At 51.6% G+C, this 20,815-nt stretch carries 16 protein-coding genes; 8 read left to right on the plus strand and 8 right to left on the minus strand.

Annotated elements, in window-relative coordinates; all coding sequences use genetic code 11:
• Both ACEQ15_RS05145 and ACEQ15_RS05150 read left to right on the plus strand, forming a co-directional pair.
• Positions 1–1,607: BCCT family transporter (locus ACEQ15_RS05145; protein ID WP_370278019.1), on the plus strand; the 1,607-nt coding region annotated here is incomplete at its 5' end.
• On the plus strand, positions 1,607–2,377 hold the full coding sequence (locus ACEQ15_RS05150) for a creatininase (protein WP_370278020.1): 771 nt from the start codon (positions 1,607–1,609) through the stop codon (positions 2,375–2,377). The genes ACEQ15_RS05145 and ACEQ15_RS05150, both read left to right, overlap by 1 nt.
• 201 nt (positions 2,378–2,578) lie before the next feature.
• On the opposite strand, the gene ACEQ15_RS05155 is transcribed toward ACEQ15_RS05150, so the two are convergent.
• The gene (locus tag ACEQ15_RS05155; protein ID WP_370278021.1) at positions 2,579–3,541 is read right to left on the minus strand and encodes a LysR substrate-binding domain-containing protein; all 963 of its coding nucleotides are present in this window, start codon (positions 3,539–3,541) and stop codon (positions 2,579–2,581) included.
• 174 nt (positions 3,542–3,715) lie between these two features.
• Here ACEQ15_RS05155 and ACEQ15_RS05160 point away from each other — a divergent pair, with 174 nt between their 5' ends.
• A complete protein-coding gene (locus tag ACEQ15_RS05160) occupies positions 3,716–4,831 on the plus strand; it encodes a GlxA family transcriptional regulator (protein ID WP_370278022.1) in 1,116 nt (371 codons plus the stop codon).
• A gap of 9 nt (positions 4,832–4,840) precedes the next feature.
• Here the strand turns inward: ACEQ15_RS05160 and ACEQ15_RS05165 are convergent, their stop codons facing one another.
• The 3 genes from ACEQ15_RS05165 to ACEQ15_RS05175 all read right to left on the minus strand — a co-directional run bounded on the left by ACEQ15_RS05165 (position 4,841) and on the right by ACEQ15_RS05175 (position 8,387).
• On the minus strand, positions 4,841–5,182 hold the full coding sequence (locus ACEQ15_RS05165) for a histidine triad nucleotide-binding protein (protein ID WP_370278023.1): 342 nt from the start codon (positions 5,180–5,182) through the stop codon (positions 4,841–4,843).
• Between the two features lie 79 nt (positions 5,183–5,261).
• Positions 5,262–7,757, minus strand: a complete 2,496-nt coding sequence (locus tag ACEQ15_RS05170; protein WP_370278024.1) for an RND family transporter — start codon at positions 7,755–7,757, stop codon at positions 5,262–5,264.
• A 15-nt stretch (positions 7,758–7,772) separates the two neighbouring features.
• Positions 7,773–8,387, minus strand: coding sequence for a phospholipid-binding protein MlaC (locus ACEQ15_RS05175; protein ID WP_370278025.1), 615 nt, complete (start codon positions 8,385–8,387; stop codon positions 7,773–7,775).
• Between the two features lie 134 nt (positions 8,388–8,521).
• On the opposite strand from ACEQ15_RS05175, the gene ACEQ15_RS05180 reads away from it, so the two are divergent.
• A complete protein-coding gene (locus tag ACEQ15_RS05180) occupies positions 8,522–9,187 on the plus strand; it encodes an SOS response-associated peptidase (RefSeq protein ID WP_370278026.1) in 666 nt (221 codons plus the stop codon).
• On the opposite strand, the gene ACEQ15_RS05185 is transcribed toward ACEQ15_RS05180, so the two are convergent.
• Positions 9,188–9,610 carry a hypothetical protein gene (locus ACEQ15_RS05185; protein WP_370278027.1) on the minus strand — a complete coding sequence of 141 codons (423 nt, stop codon included), beginning with the start codon at positions 9,608–9,610 and terminating at the stop codon, positions 9,188–9,190.
• Between the two features lie 1,006 nt (positions 9,611–10,616).
• On the opposite strand from ACEQ15_RS05185, the gene ACEQ15_RS05190 reads away from it, so the two are divergent.
• Entirely contained in the window at positions 10,617–10,997 is a 381-nt protein-coding gene (locus ACEQ15_RS05190) for a hypothetical protein (RefSeq protein WP_370278028.1), read from the plus strand.
• 104 nt (positions 10,998–11,101) lie between these two features.
• On the opposite strand, the gene ACEQ15_RS05195 is transcribed toward ACEQ15_RS05190, so the two are convergent.
• The 3 genes from ACEQ15_RS05195 to ACEQ15_RS05205 form a co-directional block, all read right to left on the minus strand.
• Entirely contained in the window at positions 11,102–11,296 is a 195-nt protein-coding gene (locus ACEQ15_RS05195; protein ID WP_370278029.1) for a hypothetical protein, read from the minus strand.
• A gap of 256 nt (positions 11,297–11,552) precedes the next feature.
• A complete protein-coding gene (locus tag ACEQ15_RS05200; RefSeq protein ID WP_370278030.1) occupies positions 11,553–12,272 on the minus strand; it encodes a response regulator transcription factor in 720 nt (239 codons plus the stop codon).
• Between the two features lie 32 nt (positions 12,273–12,304).
• Positions 12,305–15,100 (minus strand): cache domain-containing protein, encoded by a 2,796-nt coding sequence (locus tag ACEQ15_RS05205; protein WP_370278031.1) that lies wholly within the window; start codon positions 15,098–15,100, stop codon positions 12,305–12,307.
• Positions 15,101–15,283: 183 nt separating this feature from the next.
• Here ACEQ15_RS05205 and ACEQ15_RS05210 point away from each other — a divergent pair, with 183 nt between their 5' ends.
• The 3 genes from ACEQ15_RS05210 to ACEQ15_RS05220 all read left to right on the plus strand — a co-directional run bounded on the left by ACEQ15_RS05210 (position 15,284) and on the right by ACEQ15_RS05220 (position 20,655).
• The gene (locus ACEQ15_RS05210; RefSeq protein ID WP_370278032.1) at positions 15,284–16,489 is read left to right on the plus strand and encodes an ABC transporter substrate-binding protein; all 1,206 of its coding nucleotides are present in this window, start codon (positions 15,284–15,286) and stop codon (positions 16,487–16,489) included.
• Positions 16,490–16,625: 136 nt separating this feature from the next.
• Entirely contained in the window at positions 16,626–18,263 is a 1,638-nt protein-coding gene (locus tag ACEQ15_RS05215; RefSeq protein WP_370278033.1) for a fatty acid--CoA ligase, read from the plus strand.
• A 370-nt stretch (positions 18,264–18,633) separates the two neighbouring features.
• Positions 18,634–20,655, plus strand: a complete 2,022-nt coding sequence (locus ACEQ15_RS05220) for a methyl-accepting chemotaxis protein (protein ID WP_370278034.1) — start codon at positions 18,634–18,636, stop codon at positions 20,653–20,655.
• The last annotated feature ends 160 nt before the right edge of the window (positions 20,656–20,815 follow it).

The raw sequence follows: 20,815 nt of genomic DNA on the forward strand, positions 1-20,815 counted from the left end.
CCATAATGGTTATAGAAAACGGCCCTATTAAAGGTATAAATCCGTACATTGTACTAATATCAATTGCTGTTGCTACAGCGTTTACAGTCTACACACTGATTTCACCAGAAAGCTCTGCTGAGCTAATTGATCAAACTCGAACATTCATTACTCTCTCTGCAAATGCTTGGTACGTTGGGCTCGCGGCTTTCTTTCTGGCGTTTTGCGCTTGGTTGGCATTTAGTCGGCACGGCAATATTCGTTTAGGAGGAGATGACGAAAAGCCAGAGTTTGGCTACTTTGCTTGGTTTGCAATGCTTTACGCCGCTGGGCAAGGAATAGGCATTATTTTTTGGTCTATCGCAGAACCAATGTTCCACTTTTCATTCGGTACTCCATTTGGTGATGCAACCGAAAATGCCGCCGCTGCTGAGGACGCCATGAAAGTGGCCTTTTTCCATTGGGGGTTGAACGCTTGGGCAATATATTGCGTTGTCGGTATTTCACTGGCATTTGTCTGCTATCGGCTGAAAAAACCTCTAAGTATTCGATACACATTGTATCCGCTGCTCGGAGATAAGGTAAATGGATGGGTTGGTATTGCGGTTGATGTAATTGCCGTATTTGCAACTCTATTTGGTATAGCAACCTCCCTTGGGTTGGGCGTACAGCAGATAAATGCAGGCTTGAATGCAATTTGGAATATTCCACAAAGCACTCAAATTCAGCTAATTCTAATTGTCGTGATTAGCATTTGTGCTCTGATTTCTGTATTAACAGGTCTCAAACGAGGTATTAAATACCTTTCGATCACCAACATGTGGCTTACTTTCATACTGTTGGCGTTCTTCCTGTTATTGGGACCAACAGTCTACATCACCAAGCTATTGGTAAGTTCAAGCGTTGACTACATGGTTAACTTGGTACCGATGAATGCATTTATCGAGCAGAGTAGCCAGGCCTGGGGTGATTCAGATGCTTCTTGGAAGAGCATGTGGCAGGGATGGTGGAGTGTCTTTTACTGGGGCTGGTGGATGTCGTGGGCTCCATTTGTAGGTGTATTCATTGCACGTGTTTCCCGTGGTCGAACAATTCGTGAATTTATCATGGGTGTAGTTGGCGTATCTTCCATACTGTCTTTTGTTTGGTTGGCCGCTTATGGTGGTACTGCACTGAATATCGATCTGGTGGGTTCAGGTGGTATTGCTGATACAGTGAAGAATAACGTTGCAGACGCGCTTTATGCCACGATCGATGGTATGGATCTAGGTTGGATTGGCCATATGGCAACGATCGCTGGTACTTTACTTGTGTGTACCTACTTTATTACTTCATCCGATTCGGGAACCTTGGTACTGACTACTATCATGAGTGAAGGTAATGAACACCCCCTCAAACGTCATCGTGTGTTCTGGGGAGTGGTTCAAGGCCTGATCGCAGCAGTGTTGTTGGTAACCGGTGGTAGCGCTGCTCTCAGTACTTTGCAAACAGCATCGATTACGGCAGCTTTGCCATTCTCTGTCCTGATGGTGTTTATGTGTGCGGCTCTAGTTAAAGGTGTGAAACAGGAGTCCCGGTTGGTGGAGGCTAGGGCAGAGCTTTCATCGGCAGAAAAAGGTGTATTGTAATGGTCAAATTAGCAGACCTGGATTGGAAAACGTATGAGGGTCGGGTTAGTGGTGGAGAAGCAGTTATTCTGCTTCCCATTGGTGCGATCGAACAGCATGGCCCTCACATGTCGATGAATCCGGATGTCCTTATTCCCGATGCGATTTCAGAAGGCGTAGCACGGAGCTTACCGAATGGGTTGGTGGCACATCCTATCGCTTATGGTTACAAATCGCAGGTGAAATCTGGGGGAGGCAATTTTTTCCCAGGGACAACGTGTATAAATGGTAAAACTCTGATTGATGTGATCAAGGATGTGGTGGTTGCCTACGCCCGTCATGGTAATCGTAAGTTTGTTCTGGTCAATGGTCACTACGAAAACTCAATGTTTATCGTTGAGGGTATTGATTTGGCATTGGAGCATCTGCGGCATGAAGGGATAAATGCGAAGGTTATGTTGCTCTCTTATTGGGATTTCGTAACAGAAGACACTATTACGAAAGTTTTCCCAGATGGATTTACCGGTTGGGATGTAGAGCATGGTGGGGTTCTGGAAACTTCTCTGATGTTACACCTTCACCCGGAATTGGTGGATATGGATAGGGTTATGGATCATGATCCTGCTACTTTTCCTCCATATGATGTGTTCCCATCAGATTCATCCTGGGTGCCGGAGAGTGGAACTTTATCCTCTGCTAAAAAAGCGACTGCTGAGTCTGGGAAACTGCTGTTTGACGTCTGCGTAGGCGGAATATCATCAAGTGTTCTGGAATATTTCTCCGTTAGCTAGTGTTCGCAGCTTTATTGTGGCTATCCGCCAATTGAGGCGGGTAGTCACTCACTTCCTCAGACCCTGACCGACTTTAGTCCGTATCAATTTACCCTCCAAAATCCTCTTTCTATCGTCTTTCCGTTTGATGTTGCCTCCGTTGAGTAGTGAAGGAGTAGTGCCCTACAATTCCCGCCGCTGAGGAATCTGTTGAGACGGGGGCTATCGCAATGACAGGAAGCTTTCATTAGCCTCTGAAGGCTTTTTTAACGCTTTTGGGTAGTTGTGGCTTTGAAGCAAGCCATTGAGAAGATAGTTCAGGAGCAATGAAGCCGCAGGGGATAGGTTGTGGCGATCGTAATTAAAGCCGATCGTCACCTTGCCCAGATTAGGAAGTTCCTTGTATTTATGGTCTGTTCCAAAGGTATCCGGGATGGTACTCGTACCTAACGCACTGATGCCGAGCCCCGCCTTTATTGCGGACTGGATCCCTAAAAGGCTGGAGGAGCAGTACAGAACTCGCCATGGAATATTGGCCTGGTTCAGTGCGTCCGTGATGTGCTTACGGTAAATACATCCCTGTGGGTACAACACTAGCGGAATCGGTTGTGCTGTATTCAGCACGAAATCGTTATCTGCAATCCAGTGCAGTTCTTCAACGATATAGTCACCTTCCTCAAATTCATGGTCCTGGTGCTCATCCATTGACATCACCATGTCATAAGCCCCTTTTTTATAACCCTCGCGTAGATTAATGCTGAGGTCAGTAATCACATCCAGTGTGACCTCGGGGTAAGCCCGGGAGAACTTGGAGAGCATGACCGGCAGGAATGAGACTTCGAAATCGTTCGGGGTGCCCAAACGCACTGTGCCGTTGACCGAAGGGGCCGCCAGGCGAGACACAACAGCGTCGTTCATCTCCAGAATCTTACGTGCTGAGTTGTAGAGTATCTGTCCCTCTTCAGTGAGTTGCAGTCCACCAACCCGGTTAAACAGCTTCACATCCAACATCTCTTCCAGCCTTTTTACCTGGAGGCTTATTGCTGGCTGTGACCGGCCGAGCAGGTCACCTGCCTGAGTAAATCCACCCAGATCGTTGATGGTAGTGAAGGTGCGGAGCAGGTCCATGGGAAGGTTTTTCATGGCAAATGATGGATAGCGAGTTGTTTTTAAGCCGGTAAACATCCTTAAACATACCCTTGGTGTATAAATATTGCAAATATAGTCATTAATACTATTAGTTGGATTAATGTGGGAGGGCTTATTAGCATCTTCTTATCAGTGTCCCTGTACTCACGTTCGGACGCTCAGAGATGAGCATCAGGAAGCGGATGGATTCTGGCCAGGAGAAAAATAAAAATGCATAAGTCTTTTGATCATACCGATCCCGGCAATATTGTTTTGCTAGATAACGCCAAACCTAAATTGAAAAAACGCAAGCGTGCTTTTAGTCGTGTCATGCGCGATGCCAATAGCGCGTTTATCCCTAAGCCAATGGGCACCACGAAGGTGATGAAGATTGGTTTCGTGTTACCTCAAAACTTCTCCATGATGGCATTTACTGCGGCAGTGGATGTGCTGGTAACTGCCAATCTGGTGCATACGGCACCGCTTTTTCATTTCTCAACTTTTGGAATTGACTCCAGTTGTGTGGTCAGCGATCTGGGGATAGAGATAACAGCCGATGGTGAACTTGAGGCCCTGGGGATGAAGGAGTTGGCAACATTCGATGTGCTTATCATCTGTGGTGGTTTTCGTTGTTCGAGCGAAGAGAACGGCCTATTAACATCAATATTGAAAGCCGCAGCGAAACGTAAAATGATCGTGGGTGGAATTTGGAACGGGGCGCTAGCCTTAGCCTATGCCGGATTACTAAACGACATGCGCTGTGCATTACATCCGGATAATCATGCGTTTATGCGAGAGCGTTTCAGCCAGGTCCGGATCACCGAGAATACGCTGGCTCTGGAACCGGGAATTATCACTAGCGCAGGCCCCGCCAGTGCTCTGGAGATGATGCTTCAATTAATTGCTCAGTTGAAAGGTAAAGATGTGATGCGTGCGGTTCGTGAGATCTTGAGCTGTGACAGGCTTGAAGAGCAGGAGAGCTTCAAGTTGTCAGGGATATCGGATAATCCGACGTTGCCAGACGGACTAAGGCACATTATCCAGATAATGGAGAGTAATATCGAGGATCCCCTGAGCATTGACGAGTTGGTGACCTGCACGGGTACATCCCGGCGTCAGTTAGAAAGGTTGTTCCAGAGCTATTTGCAAACTTCGCCTTACCGCTATTACCTGGAGTTACGGATAACACATGCTCGTCGCTTGTTATTGCAGAGTAACGAGAATGTGACCAATGTAGCGATCGCCTGTGGATTTGTTTCCACGAGCCACTTTAGCAATTGCTTTAAAGACTTCTTTGGTATCTCGCCGGTGCATGCGAGGGAGAGGTATCGTAGACGATTTGCCTGACGCTACGCCTTAACCCGGTGGCCAATGCATGACCCGTCCACCCATCAGGTGCAGATGGATGTGAAACACTTCCTGTCCACCCTGTTCGTTGCAGTTCCAGACCAGCCGATAACCACTTTTCGCCAGACCCTGCTCTTCGGCCAGTTTGGTGGCGGTGAGAACCATATGACTGATCAAGTCAGCATCGTCGCTTTTGAGGTCATTGAGCGTTGCGATGTGGCGTTTGGGAATGATCAGCATGTGGCTCGGAGCTTGTGGACTGATGTCGTGAAAGGCGAGTAGCTGATCGTCTTCATAGGCGATATTTGCCGGTATCTCTCTGGCGATGATTTTGCAGAATATGCAGTCCATAACAGGCCTCACTCTGGATTGGGCGTTTAACCTAAGCATAGGAGAGTTCGTGGAAGCCGCTATCTGTAGGCTGTATCGCTTATCGTTCAGGGCCAAGCGGCTTAAAGCTGATAATCAATTGGGGCAGTAGCAATAACGCCCCCATCAATGCAGAGAACATGGCGAGGCCGGTAAGCAGGCCGAAATAGATAGTGGGAGTAAAGTTGGAGAGCGCAAGAATCGCGAACCCCGCAATTATAATCACTGAAGTGTAGAACATCGCCTTGCCGATGCTGTTGTGGCAGCGATACATTGTGGCACGGTAGTTCCGGTCTTTGGGGAACTCATTTCGAAAACGGTGAATGTAGTGGATCGTGTCATCTACGCCTATACCAACGGTGATTGCCGCGATGGTGATGGTCATCATATCCAACGGTATGCCGGCCCAGCCCATGCCGCCAAGTACAATGCCCGCTGCCAGCAGGTTGGGGGCTACGGCGATCAAGGCCAGATAAACGGAGCGGAATAGCAGGCTGAACATCAGGGTGATGGCGATGAAAACCGCTCCCAGCGTTGATATCTGTGACCCGAATAGGCTTTGCAGCATATTGTTGTATAACACCAACATGCCGGTCTGGCTGATTTGTTCGGGCTGGTAGCCCATGTCGTTGATCAGAAATGTTTGTACCTGTTGTAGAAGCTCATTGCGTTGCAGACCCTTGCTGGTTTCCATGACTCGTACGGTTATCCGGGTTTCCACACCGTCAGCAGAGAGGTAGGGGGCAATCAGCAACGGTTGAACATCTGCCGGTAGATTTTTACGCAATAATGCCAGCTGAAAATCGTCCAGGTCTTCGCCGGTGGTGTCCTTAAACACCTGATACAGTGAGTTGAGCGATAAAACTTTGCCGGTTTCGTCCAGTGATTCAAGATAGGTTTGCACCTTGTTTATTTGCTCCAGTCCGGAGCGCGTAAACCAATAGCTGGTGCTTTTCGTTCCCGATTCTGCAAAGGGATTATCCAGCGGGTTGCCGAAGGGATCATCGGTAGTCGGATTCATGTCTGTGCCTTGTTTGGCCAGAGAAGCAGACTCGGGTGCTCTTAGCAATATATCCAGTGGGATGGTTCCTCCCAGGTCCTGGTCGATCACCAGCATGCCTTGGTAGATCTCGGTGGTTTCATGAAAGTAGTCGATAAAGCGGTTTTCCACCTTCAGGCGCATGATGCCCATGATACTGGCGATCAGTAGAATGCCGCTGATGACAAGGATCACCGCACCATGTCGATCAGTAATATGGGCGAAGTAGTGGGTAAGTGGTTTGGCTTTGCCTCTCTTCTCACTTTTCCCTTTTGGAATCATCAGCAAGCACGCAGGTAATAGGGTAAAAGCCATTATGAGAGCAACGCCAACGCCGATGCTCATCATCCAACCAAAATCGATGACCGGGCGGATATCACTCACAACTAATGAGACAAAGGCCACCATGGTGGTAATGGCGGTAAAGAGACAGGGTTTGGCCATAAAGGCCAATGTACTCAGGACCAGTTGCCGCTGGCTGAAGCTCGGTTGTGCCCGATAGTATTCTCGGTATCGCACCACCAGGTGAATAGTTATCGCCAGGGTGATGATTAGGAGCAGCGCGGTGAAGTTTGAGGAGATTACCGTTAGTTGCCAATCGACGAACGCGATAAAGCCTAGCATGATGAGGCAGGTAACCACACAGGTGAGCAACGGTAAGACCATCCAGCGTAGGCGCCTAAAGATGAGTACCATCAACGCGATGATAAATAGTACGATGGCGCTGCCGAAAGTGAAGAGGTCACTTTCGATGAAGGCAATCATATCCACGGCAATCATAGGGACACCACCGAGGAAGATTGTGGCGTGATCGCGGTGCCGGTCGAGCACCTTTCGGGTTTGGTCAACCAGTTCGCGCTGTCTCTCATTGGTCTGGATGGAGTGGCTGCGAAATGCGTGTTCGGCTTCGGAGAGCTGCTTCACCTCAATGGGGCTCAGCTTCTGTTGGAGGCGTTTGCTGCGCAGCAGATCTCGTGCCTCCAGAAGCTGAAAGAACCTCTCATCCCGTTTCAGATTAATCTGCAGTACGGTGGTACGCTCATCGGGGCTGGTGAGCAGTTGTTTGTATAAAGGGCTATTGCGAAACTCCTGCCGGGCGAGATCGGTGCTGGTTTCATCGTCTTGCAGATAACGGATATCACTGGAGAGGTTGCCGAGTCTGACCGGAGGGCTGTAAAGCAACGGTACATCCAAAATGGTTATTACCGATTCCACATCGGGTATTTTTTTCAGCTCATCCCGAAGCTGCGCCAAACGATTTAGCACATGCGGAGCAAACAAGGATTCATTAGGGGTGTAGGTCACCACCAAGTAGCTATTGGATTGATAGCGTTTACCCATATCCCTATACAGTTCCAGAGCTTTGTCTCCTTCAAGTACGAGCGAGTCGGCCGATGCGTCCAGCGTCAGCCTTGGAAGCTGGAACAGTAGGAATATTAACAGGGTTATAAGGGCGGTTAGGATTAGCCAGGGGTGGCGAAGCAGAAAGCCAAAGACAGTATAGGTGCGCGAGTTCATTGGGCATCCATGCGTTTACTGTGAATCCGACTGCGGATTGATAGCGCTGATGATTGCATCGATGCTATCTCCAGACAGCTCCTGGTGGATTGCGCTATTGAGGGTTTTACTTAGCACTACACCATCAACCGAAAGATCAAATACCTTCCAATCTCCCTCTGTCGGACGTACTGCAAAATCTAGCAAGTGGGCATTTTGTCCGGTTTGGACGGTTATCCTGACGACACTGTAGCTGGGGGTGTCACGACTGTTTTCGACGGAAAAAGGTTGTCCGCTATAGCTCCTGAGAGCAATACGATAGGTACGACGTAGTGAGCTGATAACCGCGGATTGGGCTTGTGATTGCTTGCCTGCCGCGATGATATCTTCCCAGCGGGGATGGAAAATCCGCTTGCTGAGAAGCGCCGGGTCCACGTAGGGCAGAATATTCTCGTCGATGATCTGGTCAAGATGTTTATCATTGTCGAGCAGATCTTGCTCTAACCCTCTTTGGAGAGCTTGTTGGAGTTGTACCGCAAGTTGACTGATATATTCTTGTGCCCCCCTATCCTGAGCTATCGCAGGTCCGGTGATAAATACCAGTAGAAATGCAATGATTAGGTGACGAATACCGATCAGGCAGTGCTTCATCTTGACACTCCGTGGCTGGCGGGAGCTTTACCGTTTCACCTCCTCATACTAGATCATCTGTACCGGACGGCAAATTAGACGGCTTTACGTGTCACTTTGCTACGCTGTAGACAGGTTAAGTAACGAGACTGATCATGTGCGGCCGCTACAACATCATTGATGATCCTGCCATTCGCGATCTGCTGGCGTATCTGGGGATTCGACAGCAGCTGCAGACCACCTACAACATCGCGCCCACCGAGATGGTGCCGGTGATCCGGCAGGGTGAAGCTGCCCCCGAGCTGTGTCGGATGCGCTGGTGGTTGGTGCCTTCCTGGGCAAAAGAGCCAAGTACCAAATATTCCATGTTTAATGCGCGGGCAGAGGGCCTGGCTGAGAGCCGGGCGTTTCGGCATCCCTTTAAACGCCAGCGCTGTATCCTGCCCGCCAGTAGCTTTATCGAATGGCGGAAGGAGGACGGCAAGCAACCCTACGATATCCGGTTACAGCAAGGCGCGTTGGCCTTGGCCGGGCTTTGGGATTGCTGGGGCGAGGGATCAGAAACCATCTTGAGTTGCGCGATGATCACTACGGATGCGACACCGGGGTTCCGGCATATTCACTCGCGTATGCCGGTGATGTTGGAGCAGGATATGCTGCATCAGTGGTTAAATCCGGAGATCGATGGCAGATCGCTGATGGCGTGCCTACTGCCCAACCTACCTGGGCCGTTACAGGCGGTACCCGTGGCTACGCGGATCAATAACAGCCGTGTAAAAGAGAAGCCTGAACCGATCGCCGCGGAAGAGAGAATTGAGTGATCAGCGGTTTTCCAGAATGGAGATCACCTTGCCGGTGAGGTCCACTTTGGCACGGGTCAGTTTGCCGACTATCTCACCTGATTCATTTTGTGCCTGATAAGTCATGTTCACGACCAGGTACTCGCCCATATCCTGATAGGTTGTTTGCTGGTGCTGGAAACTGTCCGGATGGGTCAGGCCTGCCTGAGCGATGATCGACAGGTTAAGGTGGGTGCCGTCCGGGCCATTAAACAATGCACTGATCAGCTTTGCTCGGGCGTCAGCGGGCGTTTGAGCAACCGGGTTCTGGTCAGGAGATACCGCCGAGATCAAAGTGAAAAAGGCAACAACAATAAGGCACCATCGAGCCAGCTTGGGCCAGGAATACCAATGCTGTGTCAGTGCGGATAGGGCTGTGGTTGGGGTGTAGTCCTTACCAGGCATCGTTTACGTCCGTGTGTATTGATGACCACAGTACAACTAGATCTGTGTTAGGGCGCGAATTATATCCTTATAGCTTTTTTATCAAATTGATATGGCGCAACCCATCGATGTACTGAGAAAAAAGGCCCGGACGAGGCCGGGCCTTCCGGTGTGACTGGGTGGTTATGGTTTTGTAAGAAAAAGGGATCGCGACTTTGTAGCAACACATTCCAGTCAACACCGATATCTTCTGGATCAGCATGGACCGCCTCGCCGTGAGAGATCTCTTGTTTACACGAGATCAAGCTCATGTTTTTCATGTAACGAATTGCGTCACTTGCCATCTAACTCATTAATTGAGGGGGAGCTTAACTGTCAGGCAGCTGGCGGGAGATGCTTAATGAAACCTTCAAACTTCCTGTGTTTGTTTATATGCCTAATGCTAGTTGTACCAATGAGTCTACAGGCCGGACATGGGACAGTTGCGTTTTGGGGCGGGACGATCTTTCCGCTGACTACAAGCGCGCATCTCAATGATCTGCGTATCAAAATAACCCCCGCAACGATCGGTCGAGTGGGTTTGGTACGTTTGGAAAATCAGGACAATAAAAGTGTTCGGTGTAGGGCGGTGTTTAGCAGTGGCCCAGAAAAAATAGGTCGGAGACAGGTGCTCCTGAAGCCCGGAAGATCGGCCACAATGAGTAAAGCAGTATGGCGTTATGCGGCACGGATGCACATTATGGTAACCTGTAAGGCGTACTAATCCCTGCAAACGTATACGTTATCTACACTGCAAATAACGAGATTCTTCACGGTGATGTGGCGTCTATTGATCTTGGACACGCTTGGCTACTTCACATCCCTCTACGCACTATATCTGTCTCAAGCGAAACCACACTGTTTGAAGCCAATAGGCCAGTAACTACACTTACTCTAGGCACACACGATTCGATGCTTACACATGCTGCGCGAGGCACATTTTCGTGTTGCGTGCCGCTTATCGGAACGAAGTCGGAAGGGGGCTGAGATGGCGTTATCGAATGAGTTCCAAGCTGCGGATGGTTATGTATACGTCCACGTGACGGGTGAGGAAGACTCGCTGGATGATTATCAGAATCAAGCGCATGAGATATTTGAGCACTGCGAAAAGTACAACTGCTATAACGTGCTGATTGATGAAACCGAGGCGATCAGCCGCTTTACCGTACTGCAGGAATATAAGATGGCCTATGACCTGTTTGAGGATCCGAAGGCGATGGTGTTAAACCGCATCGCCTGGATAGGAAAGTTCGACCGCTATGAGATCGCCAAAGTATTCGAAGGCTTTGCCCTGATTCATGACGTGCAATTCAAAGCCTTTCGGAAGCGGGATGCCGCTGAGCGCTGGTTGCGAGGTGGGCCCGCATAATCCCTTCTTGCTGATCAACTGCGTCTACCGGGTCGGCTATCCGGTAAAGGCCACGAAGGGAGCAGTATTGAATTCCGATCAGCGTGACCCATTTACAAACGTTTTTACTTATAGGCGATCTCTATCCGGTCACCGTAACGGGTGTAGACCGATTTAAACCGCTCCTGAGTAATCTCTTTGCCATTTAGCTTAACAAGCAGTCGTTCTATATCTTGACCATAGCGGCCAGTGATAATCGACTCGATGTTCTGAATCCCGAAGAGTCTCATCTCTTCACCGTTACACACTAAACTGATCATGAATCACCGTCTAAGCGCTCATAGTGAGCTTTAACTGGTTAGTTATCCGGTCTTCGGCCATAGGATGCCCGAAATGCTGTGTGCGTAAAGTAGGTGCACAAGGCGTTAGTTTCTCGATTATCGGCGATTCAGACAATGACGGATGCAGATGAGTAGTTGATATAATCGGACAATGTTATCGGATCGAATAGTCAGAGTAGATTTAATTCTACAGGCGTTGGCTGGGGGCCAGTATCGTTCCTTGTAATGAATCCACTCATCCTTCCGGTGTGATCCACTCCACCGGTGTAGACAGCATATAACCTGCACCGTACACCGTTTTTATGATCCGTGGGTCTTTGGGATCCGCTTCCAGTTTTTTGCGCAGGCGGGACATACGGGAGTCGATGCTGCGGTCATAGGGAATGGCTTGTTCGCCCAACAGGCGATCGCGGGAGAGGATCTGTTGCGGCGCGCGGAGCAGGGTGCCGAGCAGGTCGGCTTCGGCGGTGCTGAGTGTCAGCTCTTCACCGGAATCCCGTTTCAGGCAGAGAGTGGAGGGGTTATATAGCCAGTCGGCAAAGCGGGCTTTTTTTACCGCGCAGGATGGTGCCGGTGTCTCATCCTTGTTGATGCGGCGTAGCAGGCTGTGCACCCGCGCAACCAGTTCACGGGGTTCAAACGGTTTGGTGATGTAATCGTCGGCGCCCAGTTCCAATCCCAACACCCGATCCGGCAGGCTGCCGCGCCCAGACAGGATCAGTACACCGATATTGGCGCTGTCACAAAGCTCTTTGACCAGCGCCAATCCGTCCATATCGGGTAAGCCCAGATCAACAATGCAGAGTTTTGGGGCTTGGCGCTTGATTGCCTGCAATGCCTGAGCACCGGTGTGAAACGCCCGCATATCAAAGCCGTAATACTCCAGCTCATTGCAGACCAGATCGCAGATGTCCTTTTCGTCATCTATCACATAGATCAGGTCAGTTTTGCTCATACCCATTGTCCTTAACACTGATTATTCTTGTTTTATCTGTTGCCGCTTGACGCTCGTCTGGCGGCACAAATGGCTGCGGCCAGGGCATCGCGGTCAAAGGGTTTTGGGAGGATCTCCCACGTTTGATCCGTACCCTTCGGCTGCTGATGAACCGCGTTGCCGCTGATCAATACGATGGTGCTGTTGCAATCCTGTTCACGCATCAGTTCTGCCAGACCAAACCCGTTCAGCCGCCCGGGCATGTCGATATCACTTACCAAGCCCTCAATCTCCGGCAGTGACCGGATCAACTGTTCCGCCTCGTCGGCATCACCAGCTTCCAGCACCGTAAAGCCTAGAGCGATCAACTGATCGCGGACCACAGCACGTACGTCCCGATCGTCCTCCACTAATAGCATAAGCTGATTTGTGAAATCCTGATGGGCCGGGGTGGGTGGGGCAGGTGGCTGATTTTGCGGTATATCTACGTCGGTTAACGGTAATAACAGAGATACGTAGGCACCACCCTCCGGTCGATTCACAATGGTAATAAAGCCCCGGGATTGTTTGATAAAACCGTACACCATACTGAGGCCAAGGCCGGAGCCTTTACCGGTGCCTTTAGTGGTGAAGAAGGGTTCACACGCCTGGGCCAACGCTTCACCGGAAAAGCCACTGCCGGTGTCGCTGACCCGTATCTCAACGTAGTCGCCTGCGGGTACGGCTTCATCGTACTCAAGGGGGGATTCCACACGGAGGTTGCGAACCCGAAGCTCAATCTTTCCGCCCTCGGGCATCGCATCCCGGGCGTTGAGTGCCAGGTTAACCAGCGCATTTTCCAGCTGACCGGGATCGACAAACAACGCTGCGTCGGATTCGATCTCTTGAGTCACCTGGATATTGCCGGGTAGGGAGCTGGTGACCAGTTCGACGGTGTCTTGGATCAGTGACTTCACGTCAACAGCAGTGGGGGCCAGGGCCTGACGTCTGGAGAAGGCCAATAGACGGGCAGTGATGTCGGCGCCACGGCGAGAGGCCCGAATTGCCGGGGTGAGGTATTTTTGCAGGCCTTCGGTCTCGGTAAAACGATCACCCGCTGCCAACAGGTTGCCCTGGATGACGGACAGCAGGTTATTGAAATCGTGCGCCAAACCGCCGGCTAGTTGTCCGGCCGCGTTCATCCGCTGGGCTTCGGTCAGACGGCGTTCCGCCTCTTTTTCCGCGGTGATGTCGAGGGAGAGGTTAAGCAGGCCGATGATCTCGCCATGGCTGTTGATATCCGGCAGCAGGATCCGCTTGGTGATCATCTCCTGACCGTCGCGATTGAAACTGTACTCGAACATCACCTCTTCGCCAGCCAGGCACTGTTCAATCTGTGGCCTGATAGTATCCATCATCTGTGGATCGATCACTGAATTAATTGAACGGCCCACGATGCCTTGTTTATCACCCCCAAACAGATCGGCATAGCCCTGATTAACGAACAGGTAATGCAGATCCGCATCTAGGTAGGCGATCTGTGCGGGCAGGGCATCGAGAATCAGGCGCTGGCGTTCCTCTAGCTGCGCCAGTTCCTGGGTGCGTTCCTGAACCTTGCTGTCCAGGGTCTGAATGTTGGTGCGCAGACGCTGCACCATACTGTCGAAGGTCTGCGCCAGCATCCCCAGTTCATCGTCGCGCTGGATACCGCTGCGTGCGGTCAGGTCACCACCCCGCACACGCTCGGCCGTGTGGGCCAGCCGTTTGATGGGTTGCACGATGCGGTTGATAAAAAATACCGCCAATCCCATCGCCAGCAGGATGGAGATCAGGGCGATGGTCAGGATCCGTTGGCTGAGCTGGACCGAGCTGTGGCGCAATTCGTCTACATAGACTGACGAACAGATATACCAACCGAAGCCTTCCATCGAACGCACCAGGGAGATTTTGTCGTAAACGTAGTTACCCGGATCGGAGGGGCTATCCCATTTGTAATGCAGTTCCCTGCCGGTATCCGCAATCTCGATCAGCTCTTCGATGATCGGGCGGCCGGAGGAGGGATTGATCAGGGGAAGGGCGCTGGTCTGGTCGATGTTGGGATTGGGGTGGGCCAGCAGGTGCCCGTTGTTGTCGAAGATATACAGATAGCCGGTTTTAGCCACACGGATCTCACTGAGCGCCTCGCGCACCTCCTGAATTGCGGCCTGCTTACGGGTCTGCACTTCAGCTTCCAAATCATCAAGATAGAGTCCACTGCCGATCACAAACCCCCACTGCGGGAAGTTCTTCACATAGGAGAGTTTGTCGATCGCCGGGCCTTTACTCAGCCGTTGCCACTTGTACTGATAATACCCTTCGCCCTCTTTTACCGCTGTGTCGATCACCTGTCGGATAAGGTGGGCTTGGTCGCGGTTGTCTGTCTGTGAGATCTCAAAGCCCTGGAAGCGCGGGTCGGGATGGGAGAGCAGGGTTGCGTCATGATCGGCCACCCATATATAACCGGCGCTGCCGTACGTTACATTGCGCAGGTTGTTGAATATGCGGGTGCGCACTTGCTCCGTACTCAGGTTGTCCTTTTCTGCCTGTGCGAAGGTATTGGCGATCTGTGCTTCGGTGAGTTCCACCACTGCTTTAAGGCGTTGTTTATGGGCATCAAGAGCTTGTGCCCGGTAGCTCTCCAGGTTGGAATACATCTTGTTGGCGAGCTGAAAGACGTTGTTTAGTGCCAGCCGTGCCGAGTTGCGCTCAATTTCGTACACCTCTTTCTGGATCAGCGGCACCGAGTAGACGTACACGGCGATAAACATCACCGCGATGATCATCAGGATCACCCAGAAAAAGCGCCGTACCAGCTTAGTGCCTGACATCATCAAACGTACAACCTATTTGCCATTTCCGTTCAGTCTACTGCCAAACCTGGTCGAATTCTGCCTGTGCGCACATTTCGGTGCATTTGTGGCAAACCGTTGCCAGATTCCTGCTGTTGAATGGATTTGTCAGGGTTATTCCTGATCTCCCGAATAAAAATAAAAAACGTTCCAGGAGAACAGATCATGAAAACGATGAAATCTTCACTACTGACTGCCGCCGTCGCTGGCGCAATGACACTCTCAACTGCACAAGCGCAGGGTATCTCAGACGATAAAGTGAAGATCGGTGTGCTTGGGGATATGGGCGGTGTGTACGCCGATGTATGTGGGCCGGGTTGTGTTACCGCTGCAAAGATGGCGGTTGAGGACTTTGGCGGTACCGTTCTGGGTAAACCGATCGAAGTGATCAGTGCCGATGATCAGAACAAACCGGATATCGGCTCAGCCAAGGTGCGTGAGTGGGTTGAAAGCCAGGAGGTGGATGCCGTGACCGGTCTGGTGGCGTCGTCCGTGACCGGTGCCGTGACCAAGGTACTGACCGATGCTAAGAAGATTGCGCTGATCTCTGGCTCCGCGTCCCATGCCTTTACCACTAAAGCATGCAGTCCGTACAACGCCCACTGGACTTACAACGTGGTGGCGCTGGCGCAGGGTACGGTAAAACCGATGGTAAAAGCCGGTAAGAAAAACTGGTTCTTTATCACTGCCGATTATGCCTTCGGTCATGCACTGGAGAAGGTGGCGACCGGTGTAATCAACAAGAACGGTGGTGAAGTAGTGGGCTCGGTAAGAGTACCGCTGGGTACCACAGACTTCTCTTCTTACGTACTGCAGGCCCAGTCATCGGGGGCTGACGTAGTTGCCTTGGCCAATGCCGGTGCCGACTTCGTGAACTCGCTTAAGACCGCTTCTGAATTTGGCCTCACTGAGATGATGGATGTCGCGGGATTGCTGGTATTTACCCAGAATGCCAAAGCGCTGGATCCGGCCATCGCCGGTGGCATGAAACTGACCACCGGTTTTTACTGGGATCTGGATGACGCCAGCCGTCAGTGGTCTGCGCGTTTCAAGGAACGTCACGGCAGCATCCCATCCATGGCCCACGCCGGTGTGTACTCCGCCACCATGCACTACCTTAACAGCATCAAAGCCACCGGTACTGACAACGCCGACGCGGTGATGCGCGAAATGAAAAACACGCCGCCGAACGATTTCTTCGCCCGCAACGCCTCCCTGCGTAACGACGGCCGCATGGTGCATGACATGTACCAGGTGCGTATCAAGAAAGCCGACGAGCGTAAAAACGACGATGACATCTTTGCTATCGAGCAGGTCATTCCAGGCGATCAGGCCTACGGCGCCATGTTGGCGCAGTGTGACTTTAAATAACTTCCAAGCGTAGGTTGGCCTTCGCGGAGCGAAGCCCAACAGCTTTGAACCAATGTTGGGCTTCACGTTGGGAAGACCAACCTACGTTTAGGTTCACCTTAAAAAATAATAAACAAACACCGAAAGGTAGAAGACGATGAAAACCAAAATCCTCGCACCAACCGAGAGCGCTTATCAGTATCCCCTGTTGATCAAAAGCTTGTTGCTGTCCGGCCAGCGTTACGAACCGGGCCGTGAGATCGTGTACGGCGACAAGATCCGCTACGACTACCGCACCCTTAACCAGCGTATCCGCAAGCTGGCCAATGTCCTTACCGAAGCAGGTATCGGAGCCGGTGATACCGTGGCGGTGATGGACTGGGATAGCCACCGTTATCTGGAAGCCTACTTTGCGGTACCGATGATTGGTGCCGTGCTGCACCACGTAAATATCCGCCTCAGCCCAGACCAGATCGCTTATACCATGAACCACGCCGAGGATGACCTGGTACTGGTGCATGATGACTTCCTGGCGATTGCCGAAACCCTGGCAGATCAGATTCCAAGTGTGCGTGGCTATATCCAACTGTCTGATGATGGCAAGCCGCTCTCGACTTCGCTGAACAGCATTGGCGAATACGAAAGCCTGCTGGCAGATGCGGATGATCAGTACGACTTCCCTGACTTTGATGAGAACTCGGTCGCCACTACGTTCTACACCACCGGAACTACCGGCAATCCGAAAGGGGTGTATTTCAGCCACCGTCAGTTGGTGCTGCATACGCTGAATATGGCAACCACACTGGGGGCATACGAGGGACTGCCGCTGCTGCGTTCCGATGATGTCTACATGCCGATGACGCCGATGTTCCATGTACACGCCTGGGGTGTGCCGTATGTGGCAACCATGATGGGTGTGAAACAGGTTTATCCGGGCCGCTACGAACCCAACAAACTGGTGCGCCTGTTCCGCGACGAGAACGTGACCTTCTCGCACGGTGTCCCTGCCGTGCTGCAGATGATCCTGGGCTGCGACGAAGCCAAAGACACCGACCTGAGTGGCTGGAAACTGCTCACCGGCGGCAGCGCCCCAACCCTGGGGCTGGCGCAGGAGATGGCCGATCGCGGCATCCTGTTCCATACCGCCTACGGTATGTCCGAGACCTGTCCGCTACTGACCGCCACCTACCTGCACAGTGACGAACGAGATGTGGCGATGAGCGATCAGATGCCACAACGCATCAAAACGGGAATGCCGTGTGCCATGGTTGATCTGCGTATCGTTGATCCGGAGGGTAACGACGTACCCCATGACGGTGAAGCGATGGGTGAAGTGGTTGTGCGTGCACCGTGGCTGACGCAGGGTTATGCCAAAGAGGCGGAGAAGAGCGAAGAGCTGTGGGCCAACGGCTGGCTGCACACCGGCGATGTAGGTTCGATCGATGAAAGCGGTGTGTTGCAGATCAAAGACCGCATCAAGGACGTGATCAAAACCGGTGGTGAGTGGATCTCCTCGCTGGAGCTGGAAAGCCTGATCAGTCAGCATGAGGCTGTTGGTGAAGTGGCCGTGGTGGGTGTTCCGGATGAGAAATGGGATGAACGACCACTGGCGTTGGTGGTGCCGGTTGCCGGTGCAGAGCTTAGTGCAGCGGTACTGAAGGAACACCTGAAGCAGTATGTGGAAAGCGGTCGCATAAACAAATGGGCGATTCCACAGGAGATCAATATCGTCATTGAAATCCCAAAAACCAGTGTCGGTAAGATCAACAAGAAACTGATCCGCGAGCAGGTTTAAAGACCGGTCACGGACAATTCCACAGGCTGCCGGGTCCGCAGCCTAGGTAATACAATCTTTGTGTCTCTCGATAATCTTCTGATATCGATCTTGGCCGGAGCATGGTGCGATGCTCCGGTCTTTTTTGGTTCTATTCTCCTGCACACACCTATATTCCCTGTCCGAATTTATCAACTTAATGGCTTGATCGGTAATAGCTTCGCAGGTCAGAAACTAGCCAGAATAGGTCGCTAGACTTTCGTCTAAGTGGCAATCGTCGATCTCTTCATGTGAAAGCGACCAGCGCCACAAATCTCCGACGTACCAAAGGGCGCGCTGGGTAAGCCTGTCTTATCTGGCCACTAAAAAAATAATAAATCAGGACTGAAGTATGTTGAGCGTATTGCTGTCTCCGGCCATTGGCCTGATGAACAGACTGAATTACCTCTATAAGTTTTCCCTCATCAACGTGTTGTTCCTAGTTCCACTGTTGGGCCTTGCCTATATGCAGCTGGATGAGATCTCTGTTTCACAGCAGATAACCCGGACCGAACTGAGCGGTATAAAAGCACTGCGCAAGGCCATTAACTTAACCGAGATCGCATCGGAGCTAAGGGATCTGACCGTTGTACAGGGTAGCGGGTTGGAGTTAGATGCACGGCTGGGTGCGTTGCAGGGCAAATACATCGACGGCCTCAATGACCTTGAACAGGATATTGCAGCGATGAATAGCGCGGAAAAGCTGTCTGAGCTTCTATCCAAGTTGCGTAAGTTGGTTGCTGAGGAAAGAGGTGCAGGTACGCTGAACGAAGCGGCGATGTTCGTAAAAAACAATGCCCTGGTTCTGGAGAGCTGGATACTGGTACATCGCCTGAGCTATGAAACGGGGATCTATCAGGACAGAGACCCACACAACTTTATCCTGATGAAGGTAGTGTTGGATGGCATGGAACCGTTGCTTGAGCATCAGGGGCAACAGCGTGCGTTTTCCACCCGTGTTGTGAAGGCCGGGGTTGTGAATTCCAGTGTGATGGAAACGCTTAACCGGGTGATGGATGAACTGATCAACGATCAGAAACGTCTGGCGAATAGTTTACGCCCAATCCTGTCGGCGGACGATATCTATGGGAACGCTCTGGTCGCGAGTGCCGAAGCCACCTCGCTGAAGTTGAAACAGGGGGCTGAACGCTTTGAGAACGATATTCTGATTGACGAGAACCTGGATCATAACTGGCAGCAGTATTTTCAGCAGGAGTCAGTCACCTGCGCGGCAATCTATAGCTTTATCTATGGTGCACTCGATTTTGTAGAGGCACGTCTACATTTACGAGATAGCGCGCAAAGTAATCAGTACTTCGGCTTGTTGGCGATAGTGCTGGCGGTTTTTCTGATCACCAACTACTTGATGCTGGCCTTTAACCTGTCGGTACGGAGCAGTATCCAGGCCATTCTGGATACTGCTGAGCGTGTTGCGCAGGGTGACATGACCTGTCGGGTAGAGATCTCCAACCGCGATGAGTTGGGGACTCTGGCCACTCAGTTCAATCAGATGACCGAGCGTATGCGTCTGTTGTTGTCACAGGTCACCACTACGGTGGAATCGGTCGCATCCCAAGCCGGGGTTGTCGACGGTATTGCCCAGCAAAGCAGTGAGGCGACCGAAACACAGCGACGGGAAACGGATCAGGTTGCTGCTGCAATCAATCAGATGGTGGGTAGCGCACAGGAAGTCGCCGACAAGACCCTGATTGCATCGCAGGAGTCCGAAGAGGTGGATCGTAAGGCAACGGCAGGGCAAGAGCTGGTGGCGACCACCTTGGCTGATATCGACCAGTTATCCCGAGATATTGATGATGCGATGGCTGTGATCCATCAACTGGTTAAAGACAGCGACAGCATTACCCAAGTGCTGGATGTCATCAAAGGTGTGGCTGAACAGACCAATCTACTGGCGCTTAATGCGGCAATCGAGGCCGCTCGTGCCGGAGAGCAGGGCCGTGGTTTTGCCGTCGTTGCTGATGAAGTGCGCACCCTGGCGAAACGAACGCAGGATTCGACTGCGGAGATTGAGGCGATGATTTCCCGCTTGCAGGCGGGGGTAAACGATGCGGTGCGGGCGATGGAGGTCAGCCACGAGAAGGTTGGTCAGACCGTGAACAATTCTTCGGAGGTCGGGCGCACGTTGGAACGTATTTCGGACGCTATCTCCCGTATCGTTGAATTCAACGCACAGATCGCCTCGGCCGGTGAAGAGCAGACGATGGTTGCGAATGAGATCGGGCGTAATGTGTGTTCGATCAGTGATGCGGGCAATCAAACGGCGGAGGGCGCTCGTAATACAGTGTCCGCCTGTCAGCAGATGGCGGTCCAGGCCCATCAGTTGCAAGAGATGGTGGCGACTTTCAAAGTGTAGTGACTGCTACTCCCAATGAGATCAGAGAGAGAAGAGATATTCTTGTGTCTTCCCTCCCTACGAATATCGAGACTTAATCGGCTAATCGTCTTTCTCTATAGCAATGTCCGAATTGGTTATGTTTCCGGCCGTGCCTGTCATTGAGTGAAAACGGCAGGCA

It is taken from the genome of Pontibacterium sp. (assembly GCF_964228735.1).
Classification (GTDB): Bacteria; Pseudomonadota; Gammaproteobacteria; order Pseudomonadales; family Balneatricaceae; genus Pontibacterium.